This window comes from Planomonospora sp. ID67723 (assembly GCF_015711605.1).
In the GTDB taxonomy this organism is placed as follows: domain Bacteria; phylum Actinomycetota; class Actinomycetes; order Streptosporangiales; family Streptosporangiaceae; genus Planomonospora_A.
Window position 1 is genome coordinate 477,373 of sequence record NZ_JABTEZ010000005.1, and the last position, 22,683, is coordinate 500,055.

The 22,683-nt window shown below is 71.2% G+C and carries 20 protein-coding genes and 1 pseudogene; 9 read left to right on the forward strand and 12 right to left on the reverse strand.

Features of this window, described 5'->3' with window-relative positions:
* Positions 1 to 124: 124 nt before the first annotated feature.
* The gene (locus HS041_RS33040; protein ID WP_230880067.1) at positions 125 to 832 is read right to left on the reverse strand and encodes a cation diffusion facilitator family transporter; all 708 of its coding nucleotides are present in this window, start codon (positions 830 to 832) and stop codon (positions 125 to 127) included.
* A gap of 149 nt (positions 833 to 981) precedes the next feature.
* On the opposite strand from HS041_RS33040, the gene HS041_RS33045 reads away from it, so the two are divergent.
* From HS041_RS33045 to tuf, 5 genes are all read left to right on the forward strand, one after another.
* A complete protein-coding gene (locus HS041_RS33045) occupies positions 982 to 1,755 on the forward strand; it encodes a DUF4184 family protein (RefSeq protein WP_196444773.1) in 774 nt (257 codons plus the stop codon).
* Entirely contained in the window at positions 1,748 to 2,611 is an 864-nt protein-coding gene (locus HS041_RS33050) for a TrmH family RNA methyltransferase (protein ID WP_196444774.1), read from the forward strand. The genes HS041_RS33045 and HS041_RS33050 overlap by 8 nt, the downstream gene beginning before the upstream one ends.
* Positions 2,612 to 3,621: 1,010 nt before the next feature.
* Entirely contained in the window at positions 3,622 to 3,969 is a 348-nt protein-coding gene (locus tag HS041_RS33055) for a hypothetical protein (RefSeq protein ID WP_196444775.1), read from the forward strand.
* 235 nt (positions 3,970 to 4,204) lie between these two features.
* Positions 4,205 to 4,327: a hypothetical protein gene (locus HS041_RS39595; protein ID WP_255530175.1), complete on the forward strand. Its 123-nt coding sequence runs from the start codon at positions 4,205 to 4,207 to the stop codon at positions 4,325 to 4,327.
* Between the two features lie 90 nt (positions 4,328 to 4,417).
* Complete coding sequence (gene tuf, locus HS041_RS33060; RefSeq protein WP_196444776.1) at positions 4,418 to 5,590, forward strand: elongation factor Tu; 1,173 nt, start codon at positions 4,418 to 4,420, stop codon at positions 5,588 to 5,590.
* 155 nt (positions 5,591 to 5,745) lie between these two features.
* On the opposite strand, the gene HS041_RS33065 is transcribed toward tuf, so the two are convergent.
* The 3 genes from HS041_RS33065 to HS041_RS33075 form a co-directional block, all read right to left on the reverse strand.
* Positions 5,746 to 6,540, reverse strand: coding sequence for a DUF899 domain-containing protein (locus HS041_RS33065; RefSeq protein ID WP_196444777.1), 795 nt, complete (start codon positions 6,538 to 6,540; stop codon positions 5,746 to 5,748).
* Between the two features lie 211 nt (positions 6,541 to 6,751).
* Positions 6,752 to 7,780 (reverse strand): D-alanyl-D-alanine carboxypeptidase family protein, encoded by a 1,029-nt coding sequence (locus tag HS041_RS33070; protein WP_230880068.1) that lies wholly within the window; start codon positions 7,778 to 7,780, stop codon positions 6,752 to 6,754.
* Between the two features lie 100 nt (positions 7,781 to 7,880).
* Positions 7,881 to 8,423, reverse strand: coding sequence for a DedA family protein (locus HS041_RS33075; RefSeq protein WP_196444779.1), 543 nt, complete (start codon positions 8,421 to 8,423; stop codon positions 7,881 to 7,883).
* 196 nt (positions 8,424 to 8,619) lie between these two features.
* On the opposite strand from HS041_RS33075, the gene HS041_RS33080 reads away from it, so the two are divergent.
* Positions 8,620 to 9,147, forward strand: coding sequence for a hypothetical protein (locus tag HS041_RS33080; RefSeq protein WP_196444780.1), 528 nt, complete (start codon positions 8,620 to 8,622; stop codon positions 9,145 to 9,147).
* A 51-nt stretch (positions 9,148 to 9,198) separates the two neighbouring features.
* On the opposite strand, the gene HS041_RS33085 is transcribed toward HS041_RS33080, so the two are convergent.
* From HS041_RS33085 to HS041_RS33095, 3 genes are all read right to left on the reverse strand, one after another.
* On the reverse strand, positions 9,199 to 12,579 hold the full coding sequence (locus HS041_RS33085) for an ATP-binding protein (protein ID WP_307845561.1): 3,381 nt from the start codon (positions 12,577 to 12,579) through the stop codon (positions 9,199 to 9,201).
* 108 nt (positions 12,580 to 12,687) lie between these two features.
* Positions 12,688 to 13,749 carry a lysylphosphatidylglycerol synthase transmembrane domain-containing protein gene (locus HS041_RS33090; RefSeq protein ID WP_196444781.1) on the reverse strand — a complete coding sequence of 354 codons (1,062 nt, stop codon included), beginning with the start codon at positions 13,747 to 13,749 and terminating at the stop codon, positions 12,688 to 12,690.
* A 34-nt stretch (positions 13,750 to 13,783) separates the two neighbouring features.
* Positions 13,784 to 14,614, reverse strand: coding sequence for a PIG-L deacetylase family protein (locus HS041_RS33095; protein ID WP_307845562.1), 831 nt, complete (start codon positions 14,612 to 14,614; stop codon positions 13,784 to 13,786).
* 35 nt (positions 14,615 to 14,649) lie between these two features.
* On the opposite strand from HS041_RS33095, the gene HS041_RS33100 reads away from it, so the two are divergent.
* The gene (locus HS041_RS33100) at positions 14,650 to 15,804 is read left to right on the forward strand and encodes a glycosyltransferase family 4 protein (protein WP_196444782.1); all 1,155 of its coding nucleotides are present in this window, start codon (positions 14,650 to 14,652) and stop codon (positions 15,802 to 15,804) included.
* Positions 15,805 to 15,878: 74 nt separating this feature from the next.
* On the opposite strand, the gene HS041_RS33105 is transcribed toward HS041_RS33100, so the two are convergent.
* On the reverse strand, positions 15,879 to 16,094 hold the full coding sequence (locus tag HS041_RS33105; RefSeq protein ID WP_196444783.1) for a hypothetical protein: 216 nt from the start codon (positions 16,092 to 16,094) through the stop codon (positions 15,879 to 15,881).
* Between the two features lie 339 nt (positions 16,095 to 16,433).
* Positions 16,434 to 16,877, reverse strand: coding sequence for an acyl-CoA thioesterase (locus tag HS041_RS33110; RefSeq protein ID WP_196444784.1), 444 nt, complete (start codon positions 16,875 to 16,877; stop codon positions 16,434 to 16,436).
* A gap of 15 nt (positions 16,878 to 16,892) precedes the next feature.
* On the opposite strand from HS041_RS33110, the gene HS041_RS33115 reads away from it, so the two are divergent.
* Together HS041_RS33115 and HS041_RS33120 are read left to right on the forward strand one after the other, a co-directional pair.
* Positions 16,893 to 17,030: a hypothetical protein gene (locus tag HS041_RS33115; protein WP_196444785.1), complete on the forward strand. Its 138-nt coding sequence runs from the start codon at positions 16,893 to 16,895 to the stop codon at positions 17,028 to 17,030.
* Positions 17,031 to 17,044: 14 nt separating this feature from the next.
* Positions 17,045 to 17,658: pseudogene (locus HS041_RS33120) on the forward strand (transposase family protein); the annotation flags it as partial.
* A 1,756-nt stretch (positions 17,659 to 19,414) separates the two neighbouring features.
* Here HS041_RS33120 and HS041_RS33125 read toward each other — a convergent pair.
* The 3 genes from HS041_RS33125 to HS041_RS33135 form a co-directional block, all read right to left on the reverse strand.
* A complete protein-coding gene (locus HS041_RS33125; RefSeq protein WP_196444786.1) occupies positions 19,415 to 19,807 on the reverse strand; it encodes a DUF8711 family protein in 393 nt (130 codons plus the stop codon).
* A 408-nt stretch (positions 19,808 to 20,215) separates the two neighbouring features.
* Positions 20,216 to 21,436 (reverse strand): hypothetical protein, encoded by a 1,221-nt coding sequence (locus HS041_RS33130; protein WP_196444787.1) that lies wholly within the window; start codon positions 21,434 to 21,436, stop codon positions 20,216 to 20,218.
* A 175-nt stretch (positions 21,437 to 21,611) separates the two neighbouring features.
* Positions 21,612 to 22,556: a DUF2218 domain-containing protein gene (locus tag HS041_RS33135; RefSeq protein ID WP_307845563.1), complete on the reverse strand. Its 945-nt coding sequence runs from the start codon at positions 22,554 to 22,556 to the stop codon at positions 21,612 to 21,614.
* Positions 22,557 to 22,683: the final 127 nt, after the last annotated feature.

The following is a 22,683-nucleotide window of genomic DNA, read 5'->3' on the forward strand; positions in this document are numbered from 1 at the left end:
AGGTAAACCGCAATATTCACGGAACTGTACTGGGAACACTTACCGAGGCAAAACACCCCTTTTGGTGCGGAGATGACTGTACGTGACAGTAAGGAATGTCTGCGTCCCGCAGGGGTCACCGTGATCAGTGACAGCAGGGGTGACCGCGCCAGGCTTTCCGGCCCTCCCACACGGCCGTCGCGGCCAGGCAGACCGCCATCGCCGGGTCGGCCCACCACCAGCCGGCGCCGTTCAGCGTGAGCCCGGCCAGCACCCCTCCGGCGAGCGCCGCGCACATCAGGTTCTGGGTGCCCTCGCCCGCGGTGGCCGCCGAGTGCAGCCGCGCGCCCAGCCGCCGCTTGGCCGCACCCAGCAGCGGCATGCTCACCAGGCTGACCGCCGTCACCGCGATCCCGAGCGCGCTGGAGCCGGCCCGGTGGCCGGCCTCCAGGTCGTGCGCCACGTGGACCAGCAGATAGGGGGCGAGCAGCCAGAAACTGACCGCCACCGCCCTGCGCGCCTTCTCCTCGGCCTCCGCCGAGGACGTCCGCCAACCGGTGAACCGCCAGACCACGATGAGGCTGGCCAGCGCCTCCACCAGCGACCACACGCCCCATCCGATCAGGGCGACCGAGTGCGCCCGGAGCCCGGCGGCGATGCCGAGCGCGCTCTCCGCGCCCAGCCACCCCAAGGTGACCAGCGACAGGGTGCGCGCCCTGCGCGCGTCGCGCAGCCACGCCTCGCCCGGCACCACCTCCGCCGCGCCGTCGCTCCGGCCGGCCGAAGCCCACTCCGGGACGGTCCCGCCGGACGCCTGCCGGGTCCTGCTCTGGTCGGCCGTCCGCTCGGTCATGGCGCTCCTCCGGGTTTCCGTTATGTGACTATCAGTAACTGTCGCATCGCGTTACGTTACCCCGCCGCATCGTCCACAGGTGCTCGGCGGCGGTCCCCGCCACGTAAGCTCCCCCGGGGGACAAGTCAGCCGATCAGCGGGGGAAAGCCGTGCCGTTCACACCCAGTCACATCGCGGCGGTGCTGCCGCTCGTCTCCTCGGAGCGGGTCCGCCGGGTGGTCGACCCCTGGGCGCTGGCGCTGGGCGCGATGGTCCCCGACCTGCCGATCTTCCTGCCGTTCCTGCCCGACTACATGATCTGGCACTCCGTGAAGGGCGTCCTCACCCTGGCGCCCCTCGCCGTCCTGCTCCTCACGGTGATCTTCCACGGACTCCTCCGCGACCCCCTGACCGCGCTCCTGCCCCCTTCCCTGGCGGGTCGCGCCGCCGCCCTGGTCCCCGGCCGGTACGGCCTGCGCCACCTGCCCGGCGTGCTCGCCGGAGGGGCTCTCGGCGCGTTCACCCACATGGCGTGGGACTCCTTCACCCACTCCTACAGCTCGGCTCTGTGGGGGTGGTCCTGGCTGGACGCGCGGGTGGCCGGGCTGCTGCCGGTGTTCCGCGTGTTCCAGTACGTCTCCACGGTCGTCGGCCTGGCCGTCGTACTCTGGTGGGCCAGGCGCGGGCTGGCCCGGATGGAGTTCCGGGCGGTGCCGGACCGCCTGGCGCTCTCCCGCCGGGCGCGGTTCGGCGTCCTGGCGGCGACCGCCGTCTCGACCCTGGCGGGGACGGTGATCTGGCCGCTGGTGTTCCCGCCGGACAGCCGGGCCGCGATCGTGACCAGGATGGGCGCCGGGGTGGTGGCCGGCTGCTTCCTCGGGTTGCTCGCCTACGCGGTGACCTGGAGGCTCAGGCAGGTCATGGCAGTATTCGAAGGTGCCTAACGCCTCAGATCCCCGCCTGGCCGACTACGCGAACCTGCGCGACGTGGAGCTCCGCAAGAGCCTGGAGGCCGAGCACGGCCTCTTCATCGCCGAGGGGGAGAAGGTGATCCGCCGCGCCGTCGCCGCCGGTTACCCGGTCCGCTCGGTGCTGCTGACCCGCCGCTGGGTGGACTCCCTCGCCGACGTCCTGGCCGGCCTCGGCGACCGGGTCCACGTGGTGGACGACGACGTGATGGAGGAGATCGCCGGGTTCCCGGTGCACAGGGGCGCGCTCGCCTCGATGGAACGGCGGGAGCTGCCCGCCGTGGCAGAGGTCCTGAGCGGGACCTGCCACGCGAGCGGCGCCGGAGCAGCCGGAGGGGACGCCGCGCCGCCGCGCCGCGTCCTGGTCCTGGAGGACCTCGTCGATCACGGCAACGTCGGCGCGATCTTCCGCTGCGCCGCGGCCCTGGGCGTCGGGGCCGTGATCCTCTCACCCCGCTGCGCCGACCCCCTCTACCGAAGGTCGGTGAAGGTCTCCATGGGCGCGGTCTTCGTGATCCCGTACGCGCGGATGGACAACTGGTACGACGGCCTCGCGGAGCTCCGTACGGCGGGCTTCCAGACCCTGGCGCTCACCCCCGACCAGTCCGCCGCCCCCATGGACGAGGTCGCCATGGCCGAGCGGGTCGCCCTGCTCCTGGGCTCCGAGGGGGACGGGCTCTCCTCCCGCTGGCTGCACGAGGCCGACCAGCCGGTCTGCATCCCGATGAACCCGGCCGCGATGGGCCTGGGCGTCGATTCCCTGAACGTGGTGGCTGCCGCCGCCATCGCCTGCCACAGCCTGATGCGAAGGCCGGAGGCCATACCCCGCTAACCGGGACGGGAGGAAGCGGGGCGGCGTCTGTTCGGCGGCCGCTCGGATCCGGTGACCACCGAGCAGGGGCCTGTGTTCGGTCTCGCCTGATCATCGGGCCTTTTTCAGCCTGAAACCGCAGCTCGTGGAGCGGAGCGGTGGAGGACGGCGTATGGATCACTACCGACCAGGTCAATCGATGCCGTGGTTCGGTCCGAGGACCTCCGTACGGGTCGCCTCAGAATGTTCGGCGAACGAGGAGAAGAGGTCAGTGCGGTGACCGTGCAGGCCAGTTGTCCACCGGGTTGAGGTGGCGCCCCGGCGTCGCCGGGGTGCGCCGATCGCCTTGCGGTGCCGCCGGATGACCCCGGCCGCGTAGGCCGGCGTCGGACGCGACACATCGACCGCGGCGCGGTAGAGCAGCGCCTGAAGCTCCTGGCCGTGACGGACGTGATTGTGTTGGTCAACCCGTCTCCCAGGAGCTTCTCCACGTCATCAGGCGAACGCCGTACCCGCGATCATGCTGTGGGCGGCCACCCATCCACCGGGGGATGAAAAAGCCCCACCATGGCCAGGCGGATATGCCGTCCAGCGGCCTGGCGACTACGCTGCCGTGCCATTTTACGGTTGGCCGGCGGTGAAGCTGCGGGTGAAGGCGTATCCAGGTCGGATTTCATTCGGGAACTCTATGGACTCAATCCGGTCGATGTGGCTTCCTGTATTAACTCGATGACCGTTTATGTGACTGGAGTCGTGGATCTGCGCCCTGGTGTTGTTGACATGATCAGGCGGCGACAGGTGACGGCGTATCGGCTCCGCTCTGCCGCGACGCATCCGTTCGCGGGGGTGTTTCGGAAAAGCGGCCACTTGGTCTCGGATGGGGCTTCCCGTGAAATTGCTTGCCGTGGTACGGCCAATGGACCGGCTTTCACGGGCGCGGGCTCTGGTGATGAGTGCGCGGCCCTGGCCCGCATGCGAATGACCGGCCGATGCTCCGGGGCATCTGATGTCGCAGTCAACGGGGAGAGCGGTTGAAGACCGCGATCAAGTCCTGCGTGGCCACCGTCGCCGCCGCCTCGTGCGGGGCGATGCTCGTCGCGACCGTCCGGCCCGCGATGGCGGAGGACAAGGGCCGTGCCGCGCAGATCGCGCGCAAGAACGCTGCCGGTAAGAAATCGGATTACATCTCTTTCACGAATCGCTGCGCCACCCGTGACTTCATTCTGATCGACGGCGACGGCGAATACTACACTGTGGCCAACACCGCCAGGCGAAAGGTATCGGTTCGGCAGAATCAGCGCATTACCGCGACCATCGGCGTGTATGCCGCCCGGTTCGGCTGCCACGCGGTCCATCCCGATGTGATCGGTGTGGGCTGAGCCGAGACGCCGAGTCCTCGGGCCGGGATTCACTGCGAGATGGCGGTCTCGCTCCCTCTCGATTGGGGAATTCGGAGCCACGGATTTCGCGCTGACATGCGAGACGCCCGGCGGAGAGTCGTAGCGGCGGTCACCGGCCTCGCCGCCGCCCGGAGGGCCCTGCGCACCCCCGCGGTCGAGGCGGCCGGCGCCTGACCACCGGAGGGGCCGCCTCTCGGCGGACGGGGAAAACCGTTTGCCGGGAGGCGGCGCCGTACCGATCATTGATCTCATGTTCCGGCACGCCCTCACCGCCACGCCCGCCGCCGCGGGCGCGACGCCGCGTGCCACGGTGCCCTTCGGCGGCGCGGAGCGCTGACCCTTCCCCGGACGTCCTGGTGGCCCGGTGGGGGAGGGTCGGCCGAGCGTACGGGTCACCGCCTCAGGCGAGCACCGAAGGAACAGCAACATGGCCAAGCAGGCCTACACGCGGACCAAGCCGCACCTCAACATCGGCACGATGGGTCACGTCGACCACGGCAAGACCACCCTCACCGCGGCGATCACCAAGGTCCTCAGCGACCGGGGTGGTGCCACGTTCGTCCCGTTCGACCGGATCGACCGGGCCCCCGAGGAGGCCGCCCGGGGGATCACGATCAACATCTCCCACGTGGAGTACGAGACGGCGACCCGGCACTACGCCCACGTGGACATGCCGGGCCACGCCGACTACGTGAAGAACATGATCACTGGGGCGGCGCAACTGGACGGTGCGATCCTGGTGGTCTCCGCGCTGGACGGGATCATGCCGCAGACCCGCGAGCACGTGCTGCTCGCCCGGCGGGTCGGGGTCGAGCACATCGTGGTCGCCCTCAACAAGGCCGACGCCGCCGACCCGGAGCTGGCCGACCTGGTCGAGCTGGAGCTGCGGGACCTGCTCGCCGAGCACGGCTACCGCGACGTGCCCGTCGTGCGGGTCTCCGGTCTGGGCGCCCTCCGGGGCGAGCCGCGATGGACGGCCGCCGTCGAGGCGCTGCTTCGGACGGTCGACGACCACGTGCCCGTGCCGGTCCGCTACACCGACGCGCCGTTCCTGCTCCCCGTGGAGAACGTGCTCACCGTCACCGGCCGGGGCACCGTCGTCACCGGTGTGATCGAGCGCGGCACCGTCGGGATCGGCGACACCGTCCAGGCGGTGGGGTACGGAGACGGGTTCAGCGCGGTGGTCACCGGGGTGGAGACCTTCGGCAAGCCGATGGAGCGGGGCCAGGCCGGCGACAACGCCGCGCTGCTGCTACGCGGGATCCGCCGCGAGCAGGTGCGGCGTGGCCAGGTGCTGGCCGCGCCGGGCAGCCAGACGGCCCACCGGCGCTTCACCGCCCGGGTCTACCTGCTCACCGAGGCCGAGGGCGGGCGCCGTACGGCCGTCGCCACCGGCTACCGGCCGCAGTTCTACCTGCGCACGACCGACGTGCCGGGCCGGATGGACCTGGGCGGCGAGGGGCTTGCGCTGCCCGGCGAGACGGTCGAGGTGACCGTCGAGCTCGGCAGGCCGGTGGCCCTGGAGACCGGCCTCGGCTTCGCCCTCCGCGAGGGCGGCAGGACCGTGGGCGCCGGCACGGTCACCGCCCTGCTCGGCTGAGAACGGTGCGGGGTCCTCCGGCGGGGACCCCGCATCCCGGCCGGGGCGATCCCTCCGGCTCTGCCCTCGGCCGCTGGACGAGTAAGTCCGAAGTCCGGTCGGTGATCAGCTGCGGATCGTGGTCGAGCATGGCCGTAGCGCCGCCTGCTGCGCACTCATGCGTCGTATTCGTCGGGGAAGCGGAGCGCGGGTCCGCCGGCGTGGAGGCCGAGCGGGGTCGCGCGGCCTTCGGGTTCTTCCCATGCCTCTTGGCGGCCGAGCACGGTGAGATCGAGATAGGGGTTCGAGGCGTAGCTGAACTCGATGCCGCGGCCGAAGGTGGAGTAAGTGTGGTAGACGGCGTCGTCTACCCGGAGGAAGGCGCTGATGCCCGGGTAGTCACCGCGCATCGCCGCCGTCCAGGGAGTCCCCGCCGCCGCCAGCTCCGCCTCGGTGCGGTGGTTGAGCAGCACCGGAGCGACCCGCTCGTCCACGGTGGCGTGGAAGTCGTAGTTGAAGTCGCTGCCGGCCGAGGAGTACCAGGGAAACGTCCAGCCCATCCGTTCGCGGAACGCGGCGATCTTGTCGTACGGGCTGCGGGATACCGCGACGAGCGTGGTGTTCCGGATGTGCAGCTGGGTCGGTTTAGGGATGACGTCGGCGGTGGTGGAGCAGCTGGTGCAGCCGACGTCGCGGGGATGTTCGTTTCCGTCGGCGTCGATGTCGTAGCTCCACATGAAGTGATGCATCACCAGCTGCGGCCGGCCTTCGAACAGGTCGAGCAGGCTCACCTCTCCATCCGGGCCTTCGAAGGTGTATGGCTTGTCCACCCGCACCATCGGCAACCGGCGTCGGTCGGCGTTCACCCGGTCATGCGCCCGGGTGAGCTCCTTCTCCTTCGCCAGCAGCTCCTTGCGGGCGGCGAGCCACTCCTCAGGCGACACCACCTCGGGCAGGTTTCCCAGCGACATCTCCGTCTCCTCTGACTGTTCTCGTTTTGCAACCACTGAACGGTCACAACCCTAAGAGCAGGGGGCACGCCAGGTGCAGGCGCAGCCCCCAGAGGTAGCGCGAGTGGTTACGGCAGTAGCCGTAACCGGCCCACCACGGACGCGCCTCACGGGTGGGCTCACCAATCGATACGCGCTGCCGTACCTGCTCTCAGCCATGGGGCTTACTCGTCTAGACGTCGCCCGCGCTCGCACCGGCACCGGTGTCGTCACCGTAGGCAGCCTGCTCGGCGGCCCAGTCCAGCAGGCGCTCGGCGGTCCGGAAGCGCCGCTGGGACCTGGGCTCGCCGAGCAGGACGCCGATCAGCCGGTGGCCCGCGCGGTCGGCGGCGAAGGACAGGCAGTAACCGGCGGCGCGGGTGTAGCCGGTCTTGACCCCGAGCGCGTCCGGAACCTCCCCGATCAGCTCGTTGGTGTTGGCCCAGGTGTGGGCGCGGTGGGCGTGGGTCCTGCGCAGGACGTGCTTCCCGGTGGAGACGATGATCCGCATCACCGGGTCGCGGAGCGCGATCTCGGTCAGCTTCGCCTGGTCGGCGGCCGTCGAGTATCCGCCGCGCGGCCTGGGCAGCCCGTCGGCGTTGGTGTAGACGGTGTCGGCCAGGCCCAGGGAGCGGGCCGCGGCGTTCATCTTGGCCACGAACCTTCTCTGGCCGGGACCGTAGACGCGGGCCAGTGCGTGGGTGGCGTCGGCGCCGGAGGGCAGCATCGCCCCGTAGAGCAGGTCGCGGACGGTCAGCCGCTCCCCGGCGCGGAGCGAGGCGTCGGTGGCGTCGTTCCGCCTGGCGTGCCTGACGTCCCCGGAAGTGATCCTGACGACGTCGCCCAGCCGTGCCTCCCGGCGCACGACGTAGGCCGTCATGATCTTGGTGAGGCTGGCCACCGGCATCCTCGCGGTGGAGCGCTTGTCGAAGTGGACCGTTCCGGTGGTGACGTCGACGAGGAACCCGGCGCGGGCGTGTACGGCGGGCGCCTCGCGGTGGGTGGCCGGCGCGGTCCGCCCGGCGGGGGCGGGGGCGGGTGCGGTGCCGAGGCCGGCCGGTCCGGCGGGGAACGGCGCGGCGGCGGGAGCGGGCCGGGCGGCATGGGCGGCATGAGCGGATGGTGCGGGTTCGGCGTGGGCGGGTGCGGCGGACCCCGCGGCCAGGATGGTCGGGCCGGTCAGCGCGGCGCAGGCGATCAGGCGGATTCCCCCGGTATGCATGCGGATCATCGTGGCAGAGCCCGCCGCCGGAGCGCGGCTGCCGGTGCCCGTGTCGCGCGGGCGGTGCGGCGGGAGGCGTGACGGGAGGGACTGCGGGAGGTCACGTGTGCTCGCCGGGGGAGACGGTGCCCTGCACCGCCGGGCTCCCCGCCCCCGCCGCGCGGAGGGCCGCGCGGCGGCGCCGTACGAGGAGGACGACCACCGCGGCCACGGCGGCGGCGACCGTCCCCGCCGCGAGCGGCGACCGGCCGGCCAGGGCGAACCAGCCCCAGATCACCGAGTAGAGACCGAAGTACGTCACCGGGCACCAGGTCAGGCAGCCGAGCGCGCTGGCCGTCACGTACTTGGGATAGGAGATCTTCAGCACCCCGGCCACCCAGGGCAGGGAGTGCCGCACGCCGGGCACCCAGAAGCACGCGTAGACCGAGAGCGCACCCCAGCGGGAGACGAACCCCTCCGCCTTGGCGATCTTCTCGTCGCCGATCCTCCGGCCGATGCGGGAAGCGTAGATCTTCGGGCCGAGCTTGTGGCCGACCCAGTAGTAGACCTGGAAGGCGGCGAAGAGGCCGACCATGCCCAGCAGGAAGGGGACCCAGACCGCGGGGGACATGGGGTCGGGGACAGCCGTCGCAAGAAGTCGCATCACCGAGCACCACCGCCAGGGTCACTTTAACCGTTCCCCCGATATTAGGTCAGGCTTACCTCACCTTGGTCTCAGGGGTGCCGTCCGCCCTCCTGCAAGCCCTGCGAAGGCCGGTGCAGAGCGCTGCAAGCACGCCGCAAGCGGGGGGCAACCCGCCTGCCTTACACCTATGAGTGGGAAAGGAAGGTGCATGACCATGAGTCTGCGAAGCAGCGTCACGCCGGTGGTGGCGAGTGGGACCGCGAGTGCCGTGAAGCTGCTGGTCGCCGCGCTCGCTTTCACGGGGGCCTACGTGGGGGTGGAGGCGTCGCAGAACGCCTCCGGCCAGGCCCGGGCGAGCGCGGTCGCGGACAGCCAGGTGCAGACGGTGACCCTCTCCGCGGAGGCCATGCCGGTTACCACGGCGAAGACCCCGGAGAGCGGTGTGATCACCGTCAGCGCGGTCGCCTCCCCCCGCCCCTGCGAGAAGCCGTACCGGGCCCAGAGCGTGATCGACAACGCCGACCCCGACGGCACCGTCTCGTACGGCTGGCGCCTGGAGCGCTGGAGCCCGGCCGCCAAGAAGTGGCGGACCTACCTGACCTCGCACTCCGGGTTCACCGGTGGGGCCCAGAGCGTGGAGTGGCAGCCCCGGATCGTCAACAACCCCGGCTGGTACCGGGTGAAGCTCTCGGTCTCCGGCGGCGACGTGCTGAACAGCGAGAAGTTCCAGGTCAGCTGCTGACCCCGGACCCGGGCTCACCACACCCGGGCTCACCGCACCCGGGCCCGCCGCTCACATGCCCAGAGAGCGCTGCGCCGCCTCGACCCAGCGGGGCACGCCGACCCGCTGGGCGACCTCCAGGGCCTTGGCGTAGTGCGGCTCGACCGCCTCGGTGAAGCCCAGCCGGAGCGCCAGGTCGCCGAGGGTCAGCGCGACCGGCCAGAGCGCCACCACCCCGGTGCCCGCCCCCGCGATCCGGTCGGCGAACGGCTTGAGGGTGTCGTAGGCCTCGACCATCCGCTCGCGGTCGTCGAGCAGCATGCCCGCCAGCGCCCGCCAGATCATCGCCAGCTCGTACAGGAAGTCGGGGCGCACCGGGGTGCGCACCGCGATGAGCGCCCGCGCGTCGCGCATGTGCCCGGCCGAGGCCAGGGCCACCGCGTAGGCGTCCAGCGTCCACTTGGCGCCGCGCTGGTGCGCCTCGGCCAGCGGCTCCACCATCTCCGCGGCCCGGCCGTTGACCAGGTGCAGGCAGAACGTGGTGATCAGCGGCAGGTCCTGGCGGCCCTCGAGCATCCCGGCCCGGGCGGTCAGCCTGGCGGCCTCCCGGTAGGCCTGCTCCGCACCGGCGAAGTCACCGGCGATCATCAGGCGCTGCCCGGCGTACCAGGCGCCGACCGCGGCCGGCGCGGGCAGGCCGTACTGCCTGGCCAACTGCTCGGCGGCGGCGACGTGCGCGTCGGCCTCGGCGAACGCGCCCGAGGCGGCCGCGCACTCCATCAGCACCAGGTGGGCCAGCGCCTGGACCGCGACCTGGCCGCTGGCCTTGCCGACCTCCAGCAGCTCCCGGCCGATGACCTCCCGCTCGCCGACCGGCGTGATGCCGTACGACTGGCGCAGCCGCCCGCTCAGCGCGGTCGCCAGCAGCGCCGGGTCGCCGGTCCTGCGGGCCAGCTCCTCGGCCTCCAGCGAGGCCTGCTCGCCCCGGGGCGTGGCCGAGCCCTCCAGCTCCAGCGCGACCGTGGCCAGCAGACTCGCCCGCAGCGACTGCTCGGCGGCGGGCAGCTCGACCAGCGCCTGCTCGGCGACGTCCACGATCTCCCACGCGGTGCGGGTGAAGTCGCGGGCCATGCCCTTGTGCGGTACGGCCAGCGAGGCGGCCACCCGGGCGGTGAGCTCCAGGTTGCCCAGCGGCCTGGCCGCCTCCATCGCCTCGCGCCGCCGCCGCCGGGCCGCGGCCATGTCGCCGCAGAGGGCCAGCGCCTTGATCAGACGCAGGGTCAGCAGCAGCCGCTCGCGGGTGGTCTCCGGGGTGTGGGGCACACCGGAGCGGTCGAAGGCGGCGATGGCCTGCTCCCACAGGGTGGCCGCCTCCCGGTGGGCGAAGCGGCGCTCGGCCTGCTCGGCGGCCAGACCCGCGTAGTGCACCGCCTTGCCGGCGGTCTCGGTGGTCCCGGCGGAGTCGTAGTGGTGGGCGAGCGCGGCCACGTCGGAGGGGTTCCTGCGCTCGATCACCGAGGCCACCGCGGCGTGCAACCGGGAGCGGCGCAGCCGCGAGGCGTCGGAGTAGAGGGTGTCGCGGACCAGATCGTGGTCGAAGCGGAGCATGCCGGGACCCGGTTCGGTGACCAGGCCCGCCAGCAGCGCGGCCTCGACGGCGTCGACCACCGCGTCCTCGTCGCCCGCCACGTCGACCAGCACGTCCACGTCGACGTCACGGCCGATCACCGCGGCCTGCAGCAGGATCTGCTGGGCCGCCGCGGGCAGCCGGGAGATCCGCCGCCGGAGCACGTCGCGCACGCCGGACGGCACCCCGGAGATCACCTCGGCGGCGGTGGCGCGGTCGCTGACCGCCTCGGCGTCGAGCAGGCGCACGGTCTCGCGGACGAAGAAGGGGTTGCCGCGGGTGCGCTCGACGATGCTCTCGACGGCCTCCTCGTCCACCTCGCGCACGCAGGTCGCCCGGACCAGCTCGGCCACCGCCTTGGGGTCGAGGCCGGACAGCGCGACCCGGACCGGCCCGAGCCTGGCCAGCGCGGCCAGGACGTCGGCCTGCTGGTCGGTCAGCTCGCTGTCACGGCAGGTCACCGCCAGCAGCACCCGGCTGCCGGCCAGCAGGCTCGGCAGCGCGCGCAGCAGCGCGAGGGTCTGGTCGTCGGCCCAGTGCAGGTCCTCCAGCGTCAGCAGGATCGGGGTCTCCCTGGCCACCGAGGCGAGGTAGCCGCCGACCGCCCGGTGCAACCGGAAGCCGCCCGAGGCCTGGTCGTCGTCGGGGTCGGGGGCCGCGTCGTCCAGCAGCGGGGCGAGCAGCGGGGCGTACTCTCCCGCGCCGGTCGCCTGCACCAGGGTGCGCAGGATCTCCACCCACGCCCAGCCGGGCGGGGTGGCGCTGCTGTCGGGGCAGGCGCCCGAGGAGGTGCCCCAGCCGTCGGCGGACAACCGCTTGGTGAGCTGACGGACCAGCGTGGTCTTGCCCGCGCCCGCGTCACCACTGATCACCGCGACGGTGAAGCGGCCGGTCCTGGCCGCGGCGGCGACCAGCCGGTCGAGCTCGGCGTCGCGGCCGACGAACGGCTCCGGCTCCAGCGGCGGCAGCTCCACCGGGGCCATGGTGGGCCGGGGCGGCCAGGTGTCGGCGACCACCGCCGGACGCTGCTGCCGCTGCGGGGCGGGCAGCTGCAGGCCGGGATCCTGGGACAGGATGTCGGACTCCAGCTTGCGCAGCGCCGGGCCGGGGTCGATGCCCAGCTCGTCGGCGAGGATCGTGCGGGCCTTGCGCAGCGCGGCCAGCGCGTCGCCCTGGCGCCCGCCCCGGTACAGGCCCAGGGCGAGCAGGCGCCACCCCTCCTCGCGGAGGGGGTGCTCGGCGGTCAGGGCCTCCAGGTCGGGCACCACCTCGGCGGGCATGCCCAGGCGCAGGCCGGCGTCGGCCTGCCGCTCGCGGGCGACCAGGCGCAGCTCGGTCAGCCGGTTCACCTCGGCCTCGGCCCACGGCTGGTCGGCGAAGTCGGAGTACGGAGTGCCGCGCCACAGGCCCAGGGCCTTCTCCAGGCCGGCCCGGGCGGAGGCGGGGTCGTCGGCCTCCAGGTGCTCCCCGGCGGAGCGGACCAGCGACTCGAACCGGAGCGCGTCGACCTGGTCGGGCGCGATGCGCAGCGCGTAGCCGGAGGCGACGGTCACCAGCAGGCGGTTGGGGCCCCCGCGCGGGCGGCCGGGCTCCAGGACCCGGCGCAGGCGGGAGATGTAGACCTGCAGACCCGACTGCGCGCCCTTTGCCGCGTCGTCGTCCCACAGGTCGTAGAGGAGCGAGTCGACCGGCACGACCTGCCCCCGGGCGACGAGCAGCCGGGCGAGGACGGCACGCTGCCGCAACCCGCCCAGGTCGAGCCCGTCGTCACCGGAGTGCGCCTCGACCGGACCGAGAACCCGGAACGCCACCATGTCAGCCGCCACGCTATGCGGGCTTTCGAATCGCGCACAAGGTCTTTCCCAATCTGGCAGGTGTGAGCACTCCCCGGAGCGCCCGCGCACCTCCGCCGGAGCAGGGATCCGCGCGCACCCTTAACGGCTGACCGGCTCCTTTTCGGGCGCCGGAGCGGCACCCTCGCGCCTGCGCAGCAGTGCCCACGCGCCCAAGGCCAGACCACCGAAGGGGATTTCGACAGTGTAGGTCCAGAAGCCGAAGAGCAGTGCCGCGGCGGTCGCCGAATCCAGCGGGGCGCCGAAGAAGACCAGCGCGCCGACCGTCCCGGCCTCCATGATCCCGGCCCCGCTCGGGGTGACCACCGCGGTGGTCAGCACCCGTGACAGGGCGAAGGCCGCGATCGACTGGGCCAGGCCCGGATAGGCGCCGGTCGCGTGCAGGCAGCAGATGAGGATCAGCCACTGGAGGCCGAGGAAGGAGACCATGCCCAGGGTCAGGCCGGGCCAGCGGCCCCGGACGACCACGGAGGTGTCGGCGCGCAGCTTCTCCAGGGCCCCGGAGGCGGCGTGCTCGGAGGGGCGGAGCCTGCGGGGCGCGAGCCGTACGAGGGCGTCGAGGGCTCGGCCGAGCACGGCGGCGGCCCGGTCCCAGTACAGGGCGGAGGCCACCACCGCGACCAGGACGAGGATGGAGGCCGCCCCCGCCCAGCCCGCGCTGACGACGGCGGGGCTGAGCGCCTGACCGCTGGCGAGGAGCGCGACGATGCCCAGCGCGGGCAGGATGAACCTGAACAGGGTGTTCCAGATGCCGCTGGCCAGCGTGGAGACCACGACGGCCCGGGCGGGGAAGCCCCATCCCTTGGTCATCGCGAAGGTGAGCGCGACCCCGGCCGCGCCGCCGAAGGGGAGCAGGTTGCTCACCGCGCTGCCGGCGGCGTTCAGGGTCAGCGCCTGAGGATGGCTCAGGCCGGGCAGGGAGGCGGTCAGCACGAACGTGTAGGCCAGCAGGCTGGCCAGCCAGACGGCGGCCATCAGCGCGACCGTCTGCCAGCTCAGCGCGGCGAACCGGGCGCCGATCTCGGTCCAGGAGACGGTCTTGCCCGTCAGGACCCGCACGAGCTGCGGCAGGAAGACGACGAGCGTGGCGGCCAGTCCCAGGGAGACGGCCGACAGTGCGATCTGGACCCATCTGTTCTTCATGTGACCCCCCGCACCAAGTGTGCCGGTCGGGGACTCATCCTTTGGGAGGAACTTCGAAGGGATGCCTCAGCCGGGTGCCGGGCGGCAGGCCGCGCCGGACGTACCACTCGGTTCCGAAGACCAGCCGGTAGAGCAGGTGGGGGACCTTGAGCATCACGCCCAGGGTCCGGGTGTCGGCGCCGGTGGCCTGGGTGGCGTGGGCCGCCATGCTCGCCCGCTTCTGCCGGGCGAAACGGCGCACGTTCACCCGGTGGGTGATCTCCTCCCCGGGGGAGTAGGCCCGCTCGAATGCGCGCACGTCCAGCTGGGGGTAGAACCTGCGCAGCAGCCGCAGGCCCTTCAGGAGCGGATCGCGGTTGACCGTGGCCTCCAGCACGACCGGGGTGCCGGCGATCTCCGCGGCCCGGCCGCCGACCCGGTTCACCTGGACGTGGTCGGGATGGCCGTATCCCCCGGCCGGGTCGTAGATGGTCAGCAGGTCGGCGCCCTCCTCGGAGAGGATCCCGGCCAGCCGCCGGGCGGCCTCCTCGGTGTCGGCGTCGATGAACGCGTTCGCCGGCCGGTCCTCGGCGATCCCGCCGCCGGGCGCCAGCCCCGAGTCGCCGTAACCGAGGTTCACCACCCGGGTGCAGCCCAGCGCCGCCGCCGATTTGTACAGCTCCGCGATCCGGGCCTCGCCGAGCGCCTCGCCGGGGGCGAGATCGGCCTGCCCGCGCTCGCCCGAGGTCGCCACGACCAGCACCACGCGGTGCCCCTCGGCGGCGAGCATGGCCATGGTGCCCGCGGTCAGCAGGGCCTCGTCGTCGGGATGGGCGTGGAAGAAGACTGCGGTCCTGGGAGTCGCGGAAGTCACGGAAGCGGCCACGCAGTCATGATCTCATGCGGGGCTACGCTGGCAGCGTGAGGATCCTCCACGTCAGTGATTGCTACCTGCCGCGCCTGGGCGGGATCGAGGTGCAGGTCGCCGATTTGATCCGGATGCAGCGCGAGGCCGGGCACGAGGTCGAGGTGGCGACCGCGACACCGGGGGAGCCCCTGCCCGGAGTGCACCGGATCGTCGCCAGGCTCCCCTTCGACCTGCCGGTTCACCCGTTCGGGACGGGACATCTGCTCCGGCTGATGGCCGCGCGCCGCCCCGACGTGGTGCACGTCCACGCGGGCGCGGTCTCGCCGTTCGCCTGGATGGGCGCGCGCGCCGCGGTGCGCGCCGGGCTGCCCGCCGTGGTGACCGTGCACAGCATGTGGGACCCGGTCACCCGCGGGCTCTACCGGGGGCTCCGGCTGCTGTTCGAGTGGCAGCGGTGGGGGTTGGTGGGCACCGCGGTGAGCGAGGCCGCCGCCCGGCCGATCCGCGCCGTCGCCGGGCGCGGGGTGCCGGTGCACGTGGTCTCCAACGGGCTCGACGTCTCCGGCTGGCGGCCCGCGGAGCCGGTACGGCCGATGCCGGACGGCGGGGAGGCCGACGGCGGGGAGACGGAGGCCGTACCGACGGGCGGTGCGGGGGTGCACGTCGTCGCCGTGGGGCGGCTGGCCCCGCGCAAGCAGCCGGTCCGGCTGCTGCGGCTGCTGAAGGACGCCCGGGCCCAGGTGCCGCCCGAGGTGCCGCTGCGGGCCACCGTCGTCGGGGACGGCCCGGCGCGCGCGCAGATGGAGCGCTACCTGCGCAACAACGGGATGACGGGCTGGGTCTCGCTGCCCGGCCGCTACAGCCGCGACCAGATCAGGGAGCTGCTCGCCTCGGCGGACGTCTTCGTCGCTCCGGCGCCCCGCGAGTCGTTCGGGCTGGCGGCGCTGGAGGCGCGGGCGGCCGGGGTCCCGGTGGTGGCGCGGGCGCAGAGCGGCGTCGCCGACTTCGTGCACCCGGGCAAGGAAGGGCTGCTCGGCCGGAGCTTCGAGGACCTGGTGGCCTCGGTCGCCCGGTTGGCCCGCGACCGTGGGCTGCGCGAGTCGATCGCCGCGCACAACCGGCGGACGGAGCCGGTCGCCAGCTCCTGGCCCGCCGTGCTGGAGGGCTTCGACCGCTGTTACGAGCAGGCCCGCACGACCAAGCGGTGACTCTGAGGCTGGAGGGCGGAAGTTGCGATGCTTCGAGGGCGAGGCAAGCCTGAGCGATGATGTTGCTCAGCAGGTCAGATAGAGATGAGCCGCTGCCAGGCCGCCTCCGGGAGCTCGGCGACCAGGTGGTGCACCCGCACCTTGGTCAATTGCATCGACATCGCCATCGCGCTCTCGGGCACCGCGACCACATGAGCGATCCCGGCGCTATCCAGCCACAGCCGGAACTGGCTGGCTTGGCCATAGATCTCATCAGCGGTCGCCCAGCCGAACGGCACGTCCGCCGCCACGGCCCGTTCGATGCTCCTCGACGGACAATAAGCGATCTTGGCCGACCGCTGTCTTATCGAGGGCTTTGTTGCTCAGGCGACTAACGCACTATTTGTCACTGAACCGTGATAACTCGTGCCGGGTCAAACAGTGAGCCCTTTTCAACCTGACGGCGCTGGTCAGCGTGGGCGTAGGGGGGTGAGGTGAGGCCCCCGGTAAGACAGCAGTCGACCAAGATCCGATGCCCCAACCGGGAGCCTTTTTCATCCTGATTCTCCAGGTCAGCGCGGGTAGCTGGAGGCTGAAGACCGATGAGGGTGAAGTCCTAGAGGTTCTCGAGGCTCTCGATCCGACGGAGTTCAGACATGCTGACGTCCGGCTCGAAGCGGGTTCTCCTCACCGAGCGCCTTCACCAGCGGGGCGGGTAGCGCTATGGTGCCGTGTCCGAGGGTGGAGACCGTGGCGTAGACGATGCCGCCGGTGCAGACGGTCTCGCCATCCCGACGGAAGCCAAAGTCCAGCGTGAAGCTCTTTCCGCCGATCCGGGACGTGCTGACCAGGACTTCGGTTCGCTCATGGCGTCTGACGCCCGCGGCGAAGTCCAGGTCGACGTGCACGACATGCACGTCGAAACCCAGACCGTGCCATTGCGTGTACGGCAGGCCCCGGTCTTTGAAGAACACGTCGATGGCCTCGTCGACATAGCTCAGGTACCACATGTTGAACATGACGCCCTGGCCATCGATCTCGTGGAAGCGAGGGATGAACGAGTAAACGGGCACGACCGCCTTCTGCGTCGTCATGACTTCCTCCTCGGCATGAGTGTCACCATGCGAACTCGCGCTTTCCTGAGCATCATCAAGATGATCTCTCAGCTCGGGGATGCGGCGGAACCGGTGATCAATGGGCGCGAGGCTCCAGGCAAGACAGCAGCCGACCAAGATCCGATGCCCTGACTGGGAACCTCGCTGTGCTGTCCTACCCCGCCAAGATCCCGCTGTCCAGCCGGACCCTGAACCACCTCGCCGACCGGATCCGTGTCCGCCGCCGCCGGCGCCGCTCCCGCTGACGGCGGTTGGGCCCCGCTGACCAGGCGCCACTCGCCTTGGCGCACCTGCGAAACGGCGATACCTGCACCCGCCTCGCTGCCGGGTCCGGCATCGGTGTGGCCACCGCCCGGCGCTACGTCCGCGAAGCCGTCGACCTGCTCGCCGCCGCTGCGGACGACTTGGCCGCCGCCATGAACCGGATCCGCGAGCCGGCCTATGCGATCCTCGACGGCACGCTGACCTCGATAGACCGGGTTGCCGACCAGAAGCCCCACTACTCCGGGAAGCACAAACGCCACGGCGTGAACGTGCAGGTCATCGCAGACACCGCCGGCCGGCTGATCTGGGCCTCAGCGGCGCTGCCCGGCCGCACTCACGACCTGAACGCCGCCCGTCGACTCGGCATTGTCCAGGCGTTGACCAGCGCAGAAGTGATCACGTTCGCCGACAAGGGATGTCAAGGCGCCGGCGGCACCATCTCCGTGTTTTGTTCAAACGCCACCGATCCCGACCGAAACTCCAACGCCGGCAGGAGCGCTGCAAGGGGACAGGCCTTGGCTGAATCTTGAGTTGGCGTGCAAACCGAGCGGAAATGTGTTTGATGTGGATCCTCTACCCTTCGCGGTATAGCTCGTAATAGGTATTTGACCCTCTATAGCATGATGCATTAATGCCCTGGGCTCCATACGAGGCTGCGGCGGCCCAGCAGGCAGGGCCAGCATTAGGGCCCGAGTAGCTTCTTACGTAATACCATGCGAGAATCTGCGCATTATTGTTCGGATGGTGGATCGACGCCGAAACTGATTGGGGTGAAGTGCTTGATGAGGCCAGGGCGACAGATGAGGTGAATGTAAATGTACCGCTTGCTGCCAGTGTGATAAGCCCGACAATGATTGATCTGGGTTTCATTGTGCTCCTTATTGATGGGCTGTCGTGAAATCGAACCTATGGGGAGACTTTAATTTGATCAAGACTTGACTTGGTTGTGCGGATTTGTTATTGGGATTTCAACTTCATATCCCTTCGGTGCTCTTGTGGCTACGTTTGGTTGCAATGTGACTGGGGAGGGAGCATTTCCATCCTGGGTAGCGGTCCTCCTCAACGAGTTACAGGACGAGGGCGGCCTGTACGATCGCGGTGCTCATAGAGGGCGGCAGCGCAGCTAGCCCTTCAGTCGAAGGTCGTCGGTTCTGCGGCAGCTCACCGATCTCAAGGGCGGGTAGCGGGCGTGCATGCAGGCGCCGTTGCTGGACATCTCGCCGACTGTCATTGACCGGGAGCGCGCAGATGAGTAGGCCGATCAACTGGAAGACCTGCTGGAGGTAAGGCAGATCCCCCCGCTGATCTGCGACACCGGGCAACCGCAGGTGTGCGTGACCTGCTCGGGCCGTTGTCGCGCAAGAACGGCTGGCAACTGGCTGAGCACGCCGGTGATCCCGTTCTCCACGGTCAGTAACACTTGCTGGCCCGCGTTCGTTGGGGCACCGATGAGCTGCGCGTCTTCATGCGCCGCTACATGATCGAGGGCTTGGACGATGGGGGCGTTGGCCCAGGCCCGGCCGGGGTCGGGATGCTGGTGATCGATCAGACAGGGTCCGCCAAGAAGGGCCCCGTCCCGCCCCGGGGTGGCCCGCTAGTTCACCGGCACGCTCAGCAGGATCTTTCCGTGCCAGGTAGGCCTGGTGGTGGCCTGGGCCACCACCGCGGGACAGGCCCTCATCGACTGGGAGCTGTATCTGCTCAAGGAGTGGGGCGACGGTCGGTGCGCTGCCGTGCTGCGTATGTTCCCGAGTGCGTGGAGTTCGCCACCACGTCGCGGCAGGCCAAGCAGATGATCAACCGGATCCTGCCGGACTTGCCCGAGGGACGGGTGTGGCCGGCCGGTGCCGCCGACAGTGCCGTCGCACCCGTGCTCTTGCACGAACCGTCGCACGGCCACCGCCCGGCTCATATCGCTAACCGCGATAGAGCCGCCGATCTCCAGCTGAAGAGTCAGGCGAGTGATCGTGGATTTTGGAAACGACGAAGCCGGCACGGGAGAGGGGCCCTCACCGTGCCGGCCGGTCTTCCACCGGTCATGCCGGCTTCCGCGATCTCTCTGATCTCGCCGGTCGCGCCGTGGCGGAATCGGTGCGGCGAGCGGGGTCGGTGCGCCGGACGGGCCGCCGCGCCGCACTGCCCCCCGCAGGCGGAGCGGCGGTCCGTCCGGCTGTGCCCTCTCCCCTGGAGGACACAGGACTGGTCAGGGAGGGGTGCCGGGTCCCCGCCAAGGCACGGACCCGGCCGCTTCCCTAGGAGCAGGCGGCGACAAGCTGGGTCTGGAGCTCCTGGGTCTTCTTGCCCAGGTCCTGGACCGCGGCAGTGGCGGAGGCCGGGTCGCTGGCGTCGATCTTCAGGTTGCCGATCGAGGTGGCGAAGTTGTTGAGCGCCGTGGCCAGCTCACCCTCGGCCTGGCCCGCCAGGTTCTTCAGATCCGCGGCGAACTTCTGGTTCGCCTCGTTGAACTTGTTGAGGTCGCCGGCGGAGGCGGCCGCAGCGGTGGAGTACTCCTGGGTGATCTTCGTCCAGGGGGCTTCGCTGCAGAGAGCGGAGTTGGCGCCACCGCTGCAGGCGGCGGTCAGGGAGACGAGTGCGGTCCCCGCGACGGCGACGGCGATACGGCGGGGGGAGAGGACGCGGAACATTGCTTGCCTTTCATTGCAAACTGTGACGATCTGAACCGTAGGGGCCCGCCCTTGCGGATCGCTTACACGGCGCTTACAACTGGGACTCATTTACGCGAGCCCAGGTCGTCGGGGATGAGCCCGGCGCGCCGCGCGCGACCGCCCGCACGGGCCGGAACCGGTGTGATCCGCTGGTTCGTGACTGTCTGTTCCGTCGGAGGCGATTGTCCGTTCCCTGTCAGAAGGGCAGGGGGCGGCCCGAGGGGGTGCGCAGGTCGAGCGGGACGGGCTGGCGGGGCGGCCGGGGCCTCTGGAGGATTTGAACCCTTTTCATGTCCTACTCCCTTTTGTTGGAGTTTGGGAGAGACTATGCGACCCGACCGACATTTTCGTCCGGTTCGTGAGATTTTCTGTCTCGGCAGTACGGGTTCAGCGGCGCAGCACGAAGCCGGCCTCGGCGTCCCCCCAGCCGACCGAGCCGACCACCCAGACCGTGCCGGTGCCGGGGACCCGGGCGATGCCGATGTGGTTGACGTCGTCCGACACCTCGTACTGCTGGTCCTCCTCGTGGGCCCGCAGCAGCGGGCCGTACCGGGCGCTCCACCGCGTGCCGTCGAAGTGGAGCAGGAGCGCCTGCCCCGAGTGGTCGGCGTCCACGCCGCCGACCCACACGTCGTCGGCGCCGAACGCCGTCAGACCGTGCAGCGAACCCCGGGCGACCGGCACCTGCGACCGCTGCCAGCTCGACCCGTCCCAGTGCAGGACCAGCGGCTCCGCCCGGCGGTCGCCGTACACGTCCTCGGGGCCGGTGGAGATCTCGCCCACCGCCCAGACGTCGGACGGGGAGACCTGCCAGACCCGGTTCAGCCTGCCGCCGGGGATCTCCGGGGTCTCCATGGCCTCCCACATGCCGTCGGCGGTCCCGTGCCAGGCCAGCGGCCCGGTCTCGTCGTGGCCGACCGCCCAGACGTGCATGCCCCCGGCGGTGATCGCCTTGAGCGTCCCCGCGGTCTGGAAGACGTTGCGGAACCCGCCGCCGTGCCACTCCAGGAGCACCGTCCCCGACGGCCCGGTCGCGGTGAACCAGGCCCGCCCGCCGGTCGCGGCGACGTCCGTGAGCCGGTAGTCCTGCGCCACCCCGAAGGGCCGCTCCCACGTCCACCGCCGCCCGTCCCACCGCGCGGCGACCGGCGTCTCGCCGTTGCCGGCGATCCACACGTCGTCCGGCGCGCTCGCGCTGACGCCTTCCACATGGTGCAGGCCGTGCCCCTCCGCCGGGATCTCCCGCCACCGGGTCCCGTCCCACCGCACGACGGCCGGCGACCCCTCCCGGTCCTCGGCGCTCGCCTGGTAGCCCACCGCCCACACGTCTCGGGGACCGGCGACCGCCACGTCCACGAGCGCGGCGCTCCCCTCGAGCTCCGGGGCGGGCACGGATTCCCACTCCGGAGCCGCCGCCACCGCCCCGGTGGCCCGAGGGCTCGCCGCCGCGCTCTGGGACGCCGTACGGCCCGGCGAGGAACCGGAGACCGCCGTGCGGTCCGGCGCGGGCGACGGGCCCGGCGCCGCCGTACGGCCCGCGGTGCACGCCGCCGCCAGACACACCGTGAGGACCGCACCCGCCGACCGCATCTTCGCCGAATACCGCATCCATCCAGGATGCCCGCCCGGCGCCCCTTGGAACGGCCGGTCACCACGATGTGCGTCACCGCCGCGGACATCTTCACGCCGCGGCCTTCCTGACGGCCGATCCGGCTCCTGGCTCGGAACGGGGACGGCGTCCTCCCCCGACCGGGGGGGCCGGGGGAGGAGGCCGTCGAGAAGATCAGCGTCTGCGGGCGACCGTGACGCCGTCGCGCACGGGCAGCATCACCGACTCGACGCGGTCGTCACCGACCACGATCTCGTTCATGCGCCGCATGGCGACGGAGTCGTCGTCCTGGAAGGCGGGGTCGAAGACCCGGCCCCCGAGGAAGACGTTGTCCAGGACGATGAGACCGCCGGGGCGCAGCCGGGGGACCAGTTCCTCGTAGTAGGCGGGATAACCGGTCTTGTCGGCGTCGACGAAGGCGAAGTCGAGGTGCGGCTCGGCCGGGAGCGCCCGCAGCGTCTCGATCGCCGGGGCGATCCTCAGCTCGATGCGCCCGGCCAGGCCCGCGCGCTCCCAGTAGCGCCGGGCGACGGAGGTCCACTCGGCGCTGACGTCGCAGGCGAGGAGGTGGCCTTCCTCGCCCAGGCCGCGGGCGATGCAGATCGAGGAGTAGCCGGTGAACACCCCCACCTCGACGGCCCGGCGGGCGCCGGACATCCGGACCAGCATGGTCAGGAAGGCGCCCTCGTCGTGGGAGATCTGCATCCTGGCCGCGTCGCCGGTGGCCCGGTGGGTCTCCGCGGCGAGCTCGCGGAGCAGCTCGTCGGCCGGCGTGCAGTGCGCGAGCAGGTAGTCGCCGACGGCGGGATCGAGGACGGGTCCGGGAGCGGACGGGGCGGAGGCCCAGTCGACCTTGAGCTCCTCCTGGGCGGCGAAGCGCAGGAGATGGCGGGTGACGACGTCCTGGACCGCGGCGAGCGCCTCGGCGTCCTCGGCCGTGGCGGTCATGGTGAGGCGGCCGGCGGCCGGGGCGAGCACGCACGTGCCGTGCTGGAAGGTGACAGTCCCGCGGCCGTCGTCCGCGAGCTCCGCGGTGGCCTTGTGGCCCAGGTGGGAGATCAGCTGCTTGACGTATCGCTCGGGGCGAGGGGTGTCGACGTGCGCCGTCGAAGAGGGCATCGAGATCCTTTCGTGGATGGCACCGGCCCGCGGGCGGGCGCGGAGGCGCCGGCCGGTCGGGCGTGCTCAACCTCTACCAGTCCCGGCCCTTTGGCAAGGGGTTGTCGGGCGAGGCTCCGCGATCCGC

What these genes read in the sequence shown, in the direction of transcription:
- HS041_RS33040 (WP_230880067.1), bottom strand. Translation starts at nt 832, where the DNA reads ATGACCGAGCGGACGGCCGACCAGAGCAGGACCCGGCAGGCGTCCGGC.
- tuf (WP_196444776.1), top strand. Translation starts at nt 4,418, where the DNA reads ATGGCCAAGCAGGCCTACACGCGGACCAAGCCGCACCTCAACATCGGC.
- HS041_RS33065 (WP_196444777.1), bottom strand. Translation starts at nt 6,540, where the DNA reads ATGTCGCTGGGAAACCTGCCCGAGGTGGTGTCGCCTGAGGAGTGGCTC.
- HS041_RS33070 (WP_230880068.1), bottom strand. Translation starts at nt 7,780, where the DNA reads ATGCATACCGGGGGAATCCGCCTGATCGCCTGCGCCGCGCTGACCGGC.
- HS041_RS33075 (WP_196444779.1), bottom strand. Translation starts at nt 8,423, where the DNA reads ATGCGACTTCTTGCGACGGCTGTCCCCGACCCCATGTCCCCCGCGGTC.
- HS041_RS33080 (WP_196444780.1), top strand. Translation starts at nt 8,620, where the DNA reads ATGAGTCTGCGAAGCAGCGTCACGCCGGTGGTGGCGAGTGGGACCGCG.
- HS041_RS33090 (WP_196444781.1), bottom strand. Translation starts at nt 13,749, where the DNA reads ATGAAGAACAGATGGGTCCAGATCGCACTGTCGGCCGTCTCCCTGGGA.
- HS041_RS33110 (WP_196444784.1), bottom strand. Translation starts at nt 16,877, where the DNA reads ATGACGACGCAGAAGGCGGTCGTGCCCGTTTACTCGTTCATCCCTCGC.
- HS041_RS33115 (WP_196444785.1), top strand. Translation starts at nt 16,893, where the DNA reads ATGAGTGTCACCATGCGAACTCGCGCTTTCCTGAGCATCATCAAGATG.
- HS041_RS33125 (WP_196444786.1), bottom strand. Translation starts at nt 19,807, where the DNA reads ATGTTCCGCGTCCTCTCCCCCCGCCGTATCGCCGTCGCCGTCGCGGGG.
- HS041_RS33130 (WP_196444787.1), bottom strand. Translation starts at nt 21,436, where the DNA reads ATGCGGTATTCGGCGAAGATGCGGTCGGCGGGTGCGGTCCTCACGGTG.
- HS041_RS33135 (WP_307845563.1), bottom strand. Translation starts at nt 22,556, where the DNA reads ATGCCCTCTTCGACGGCGCACGTCGACACCCCTCGCCCCGAGCGATAC.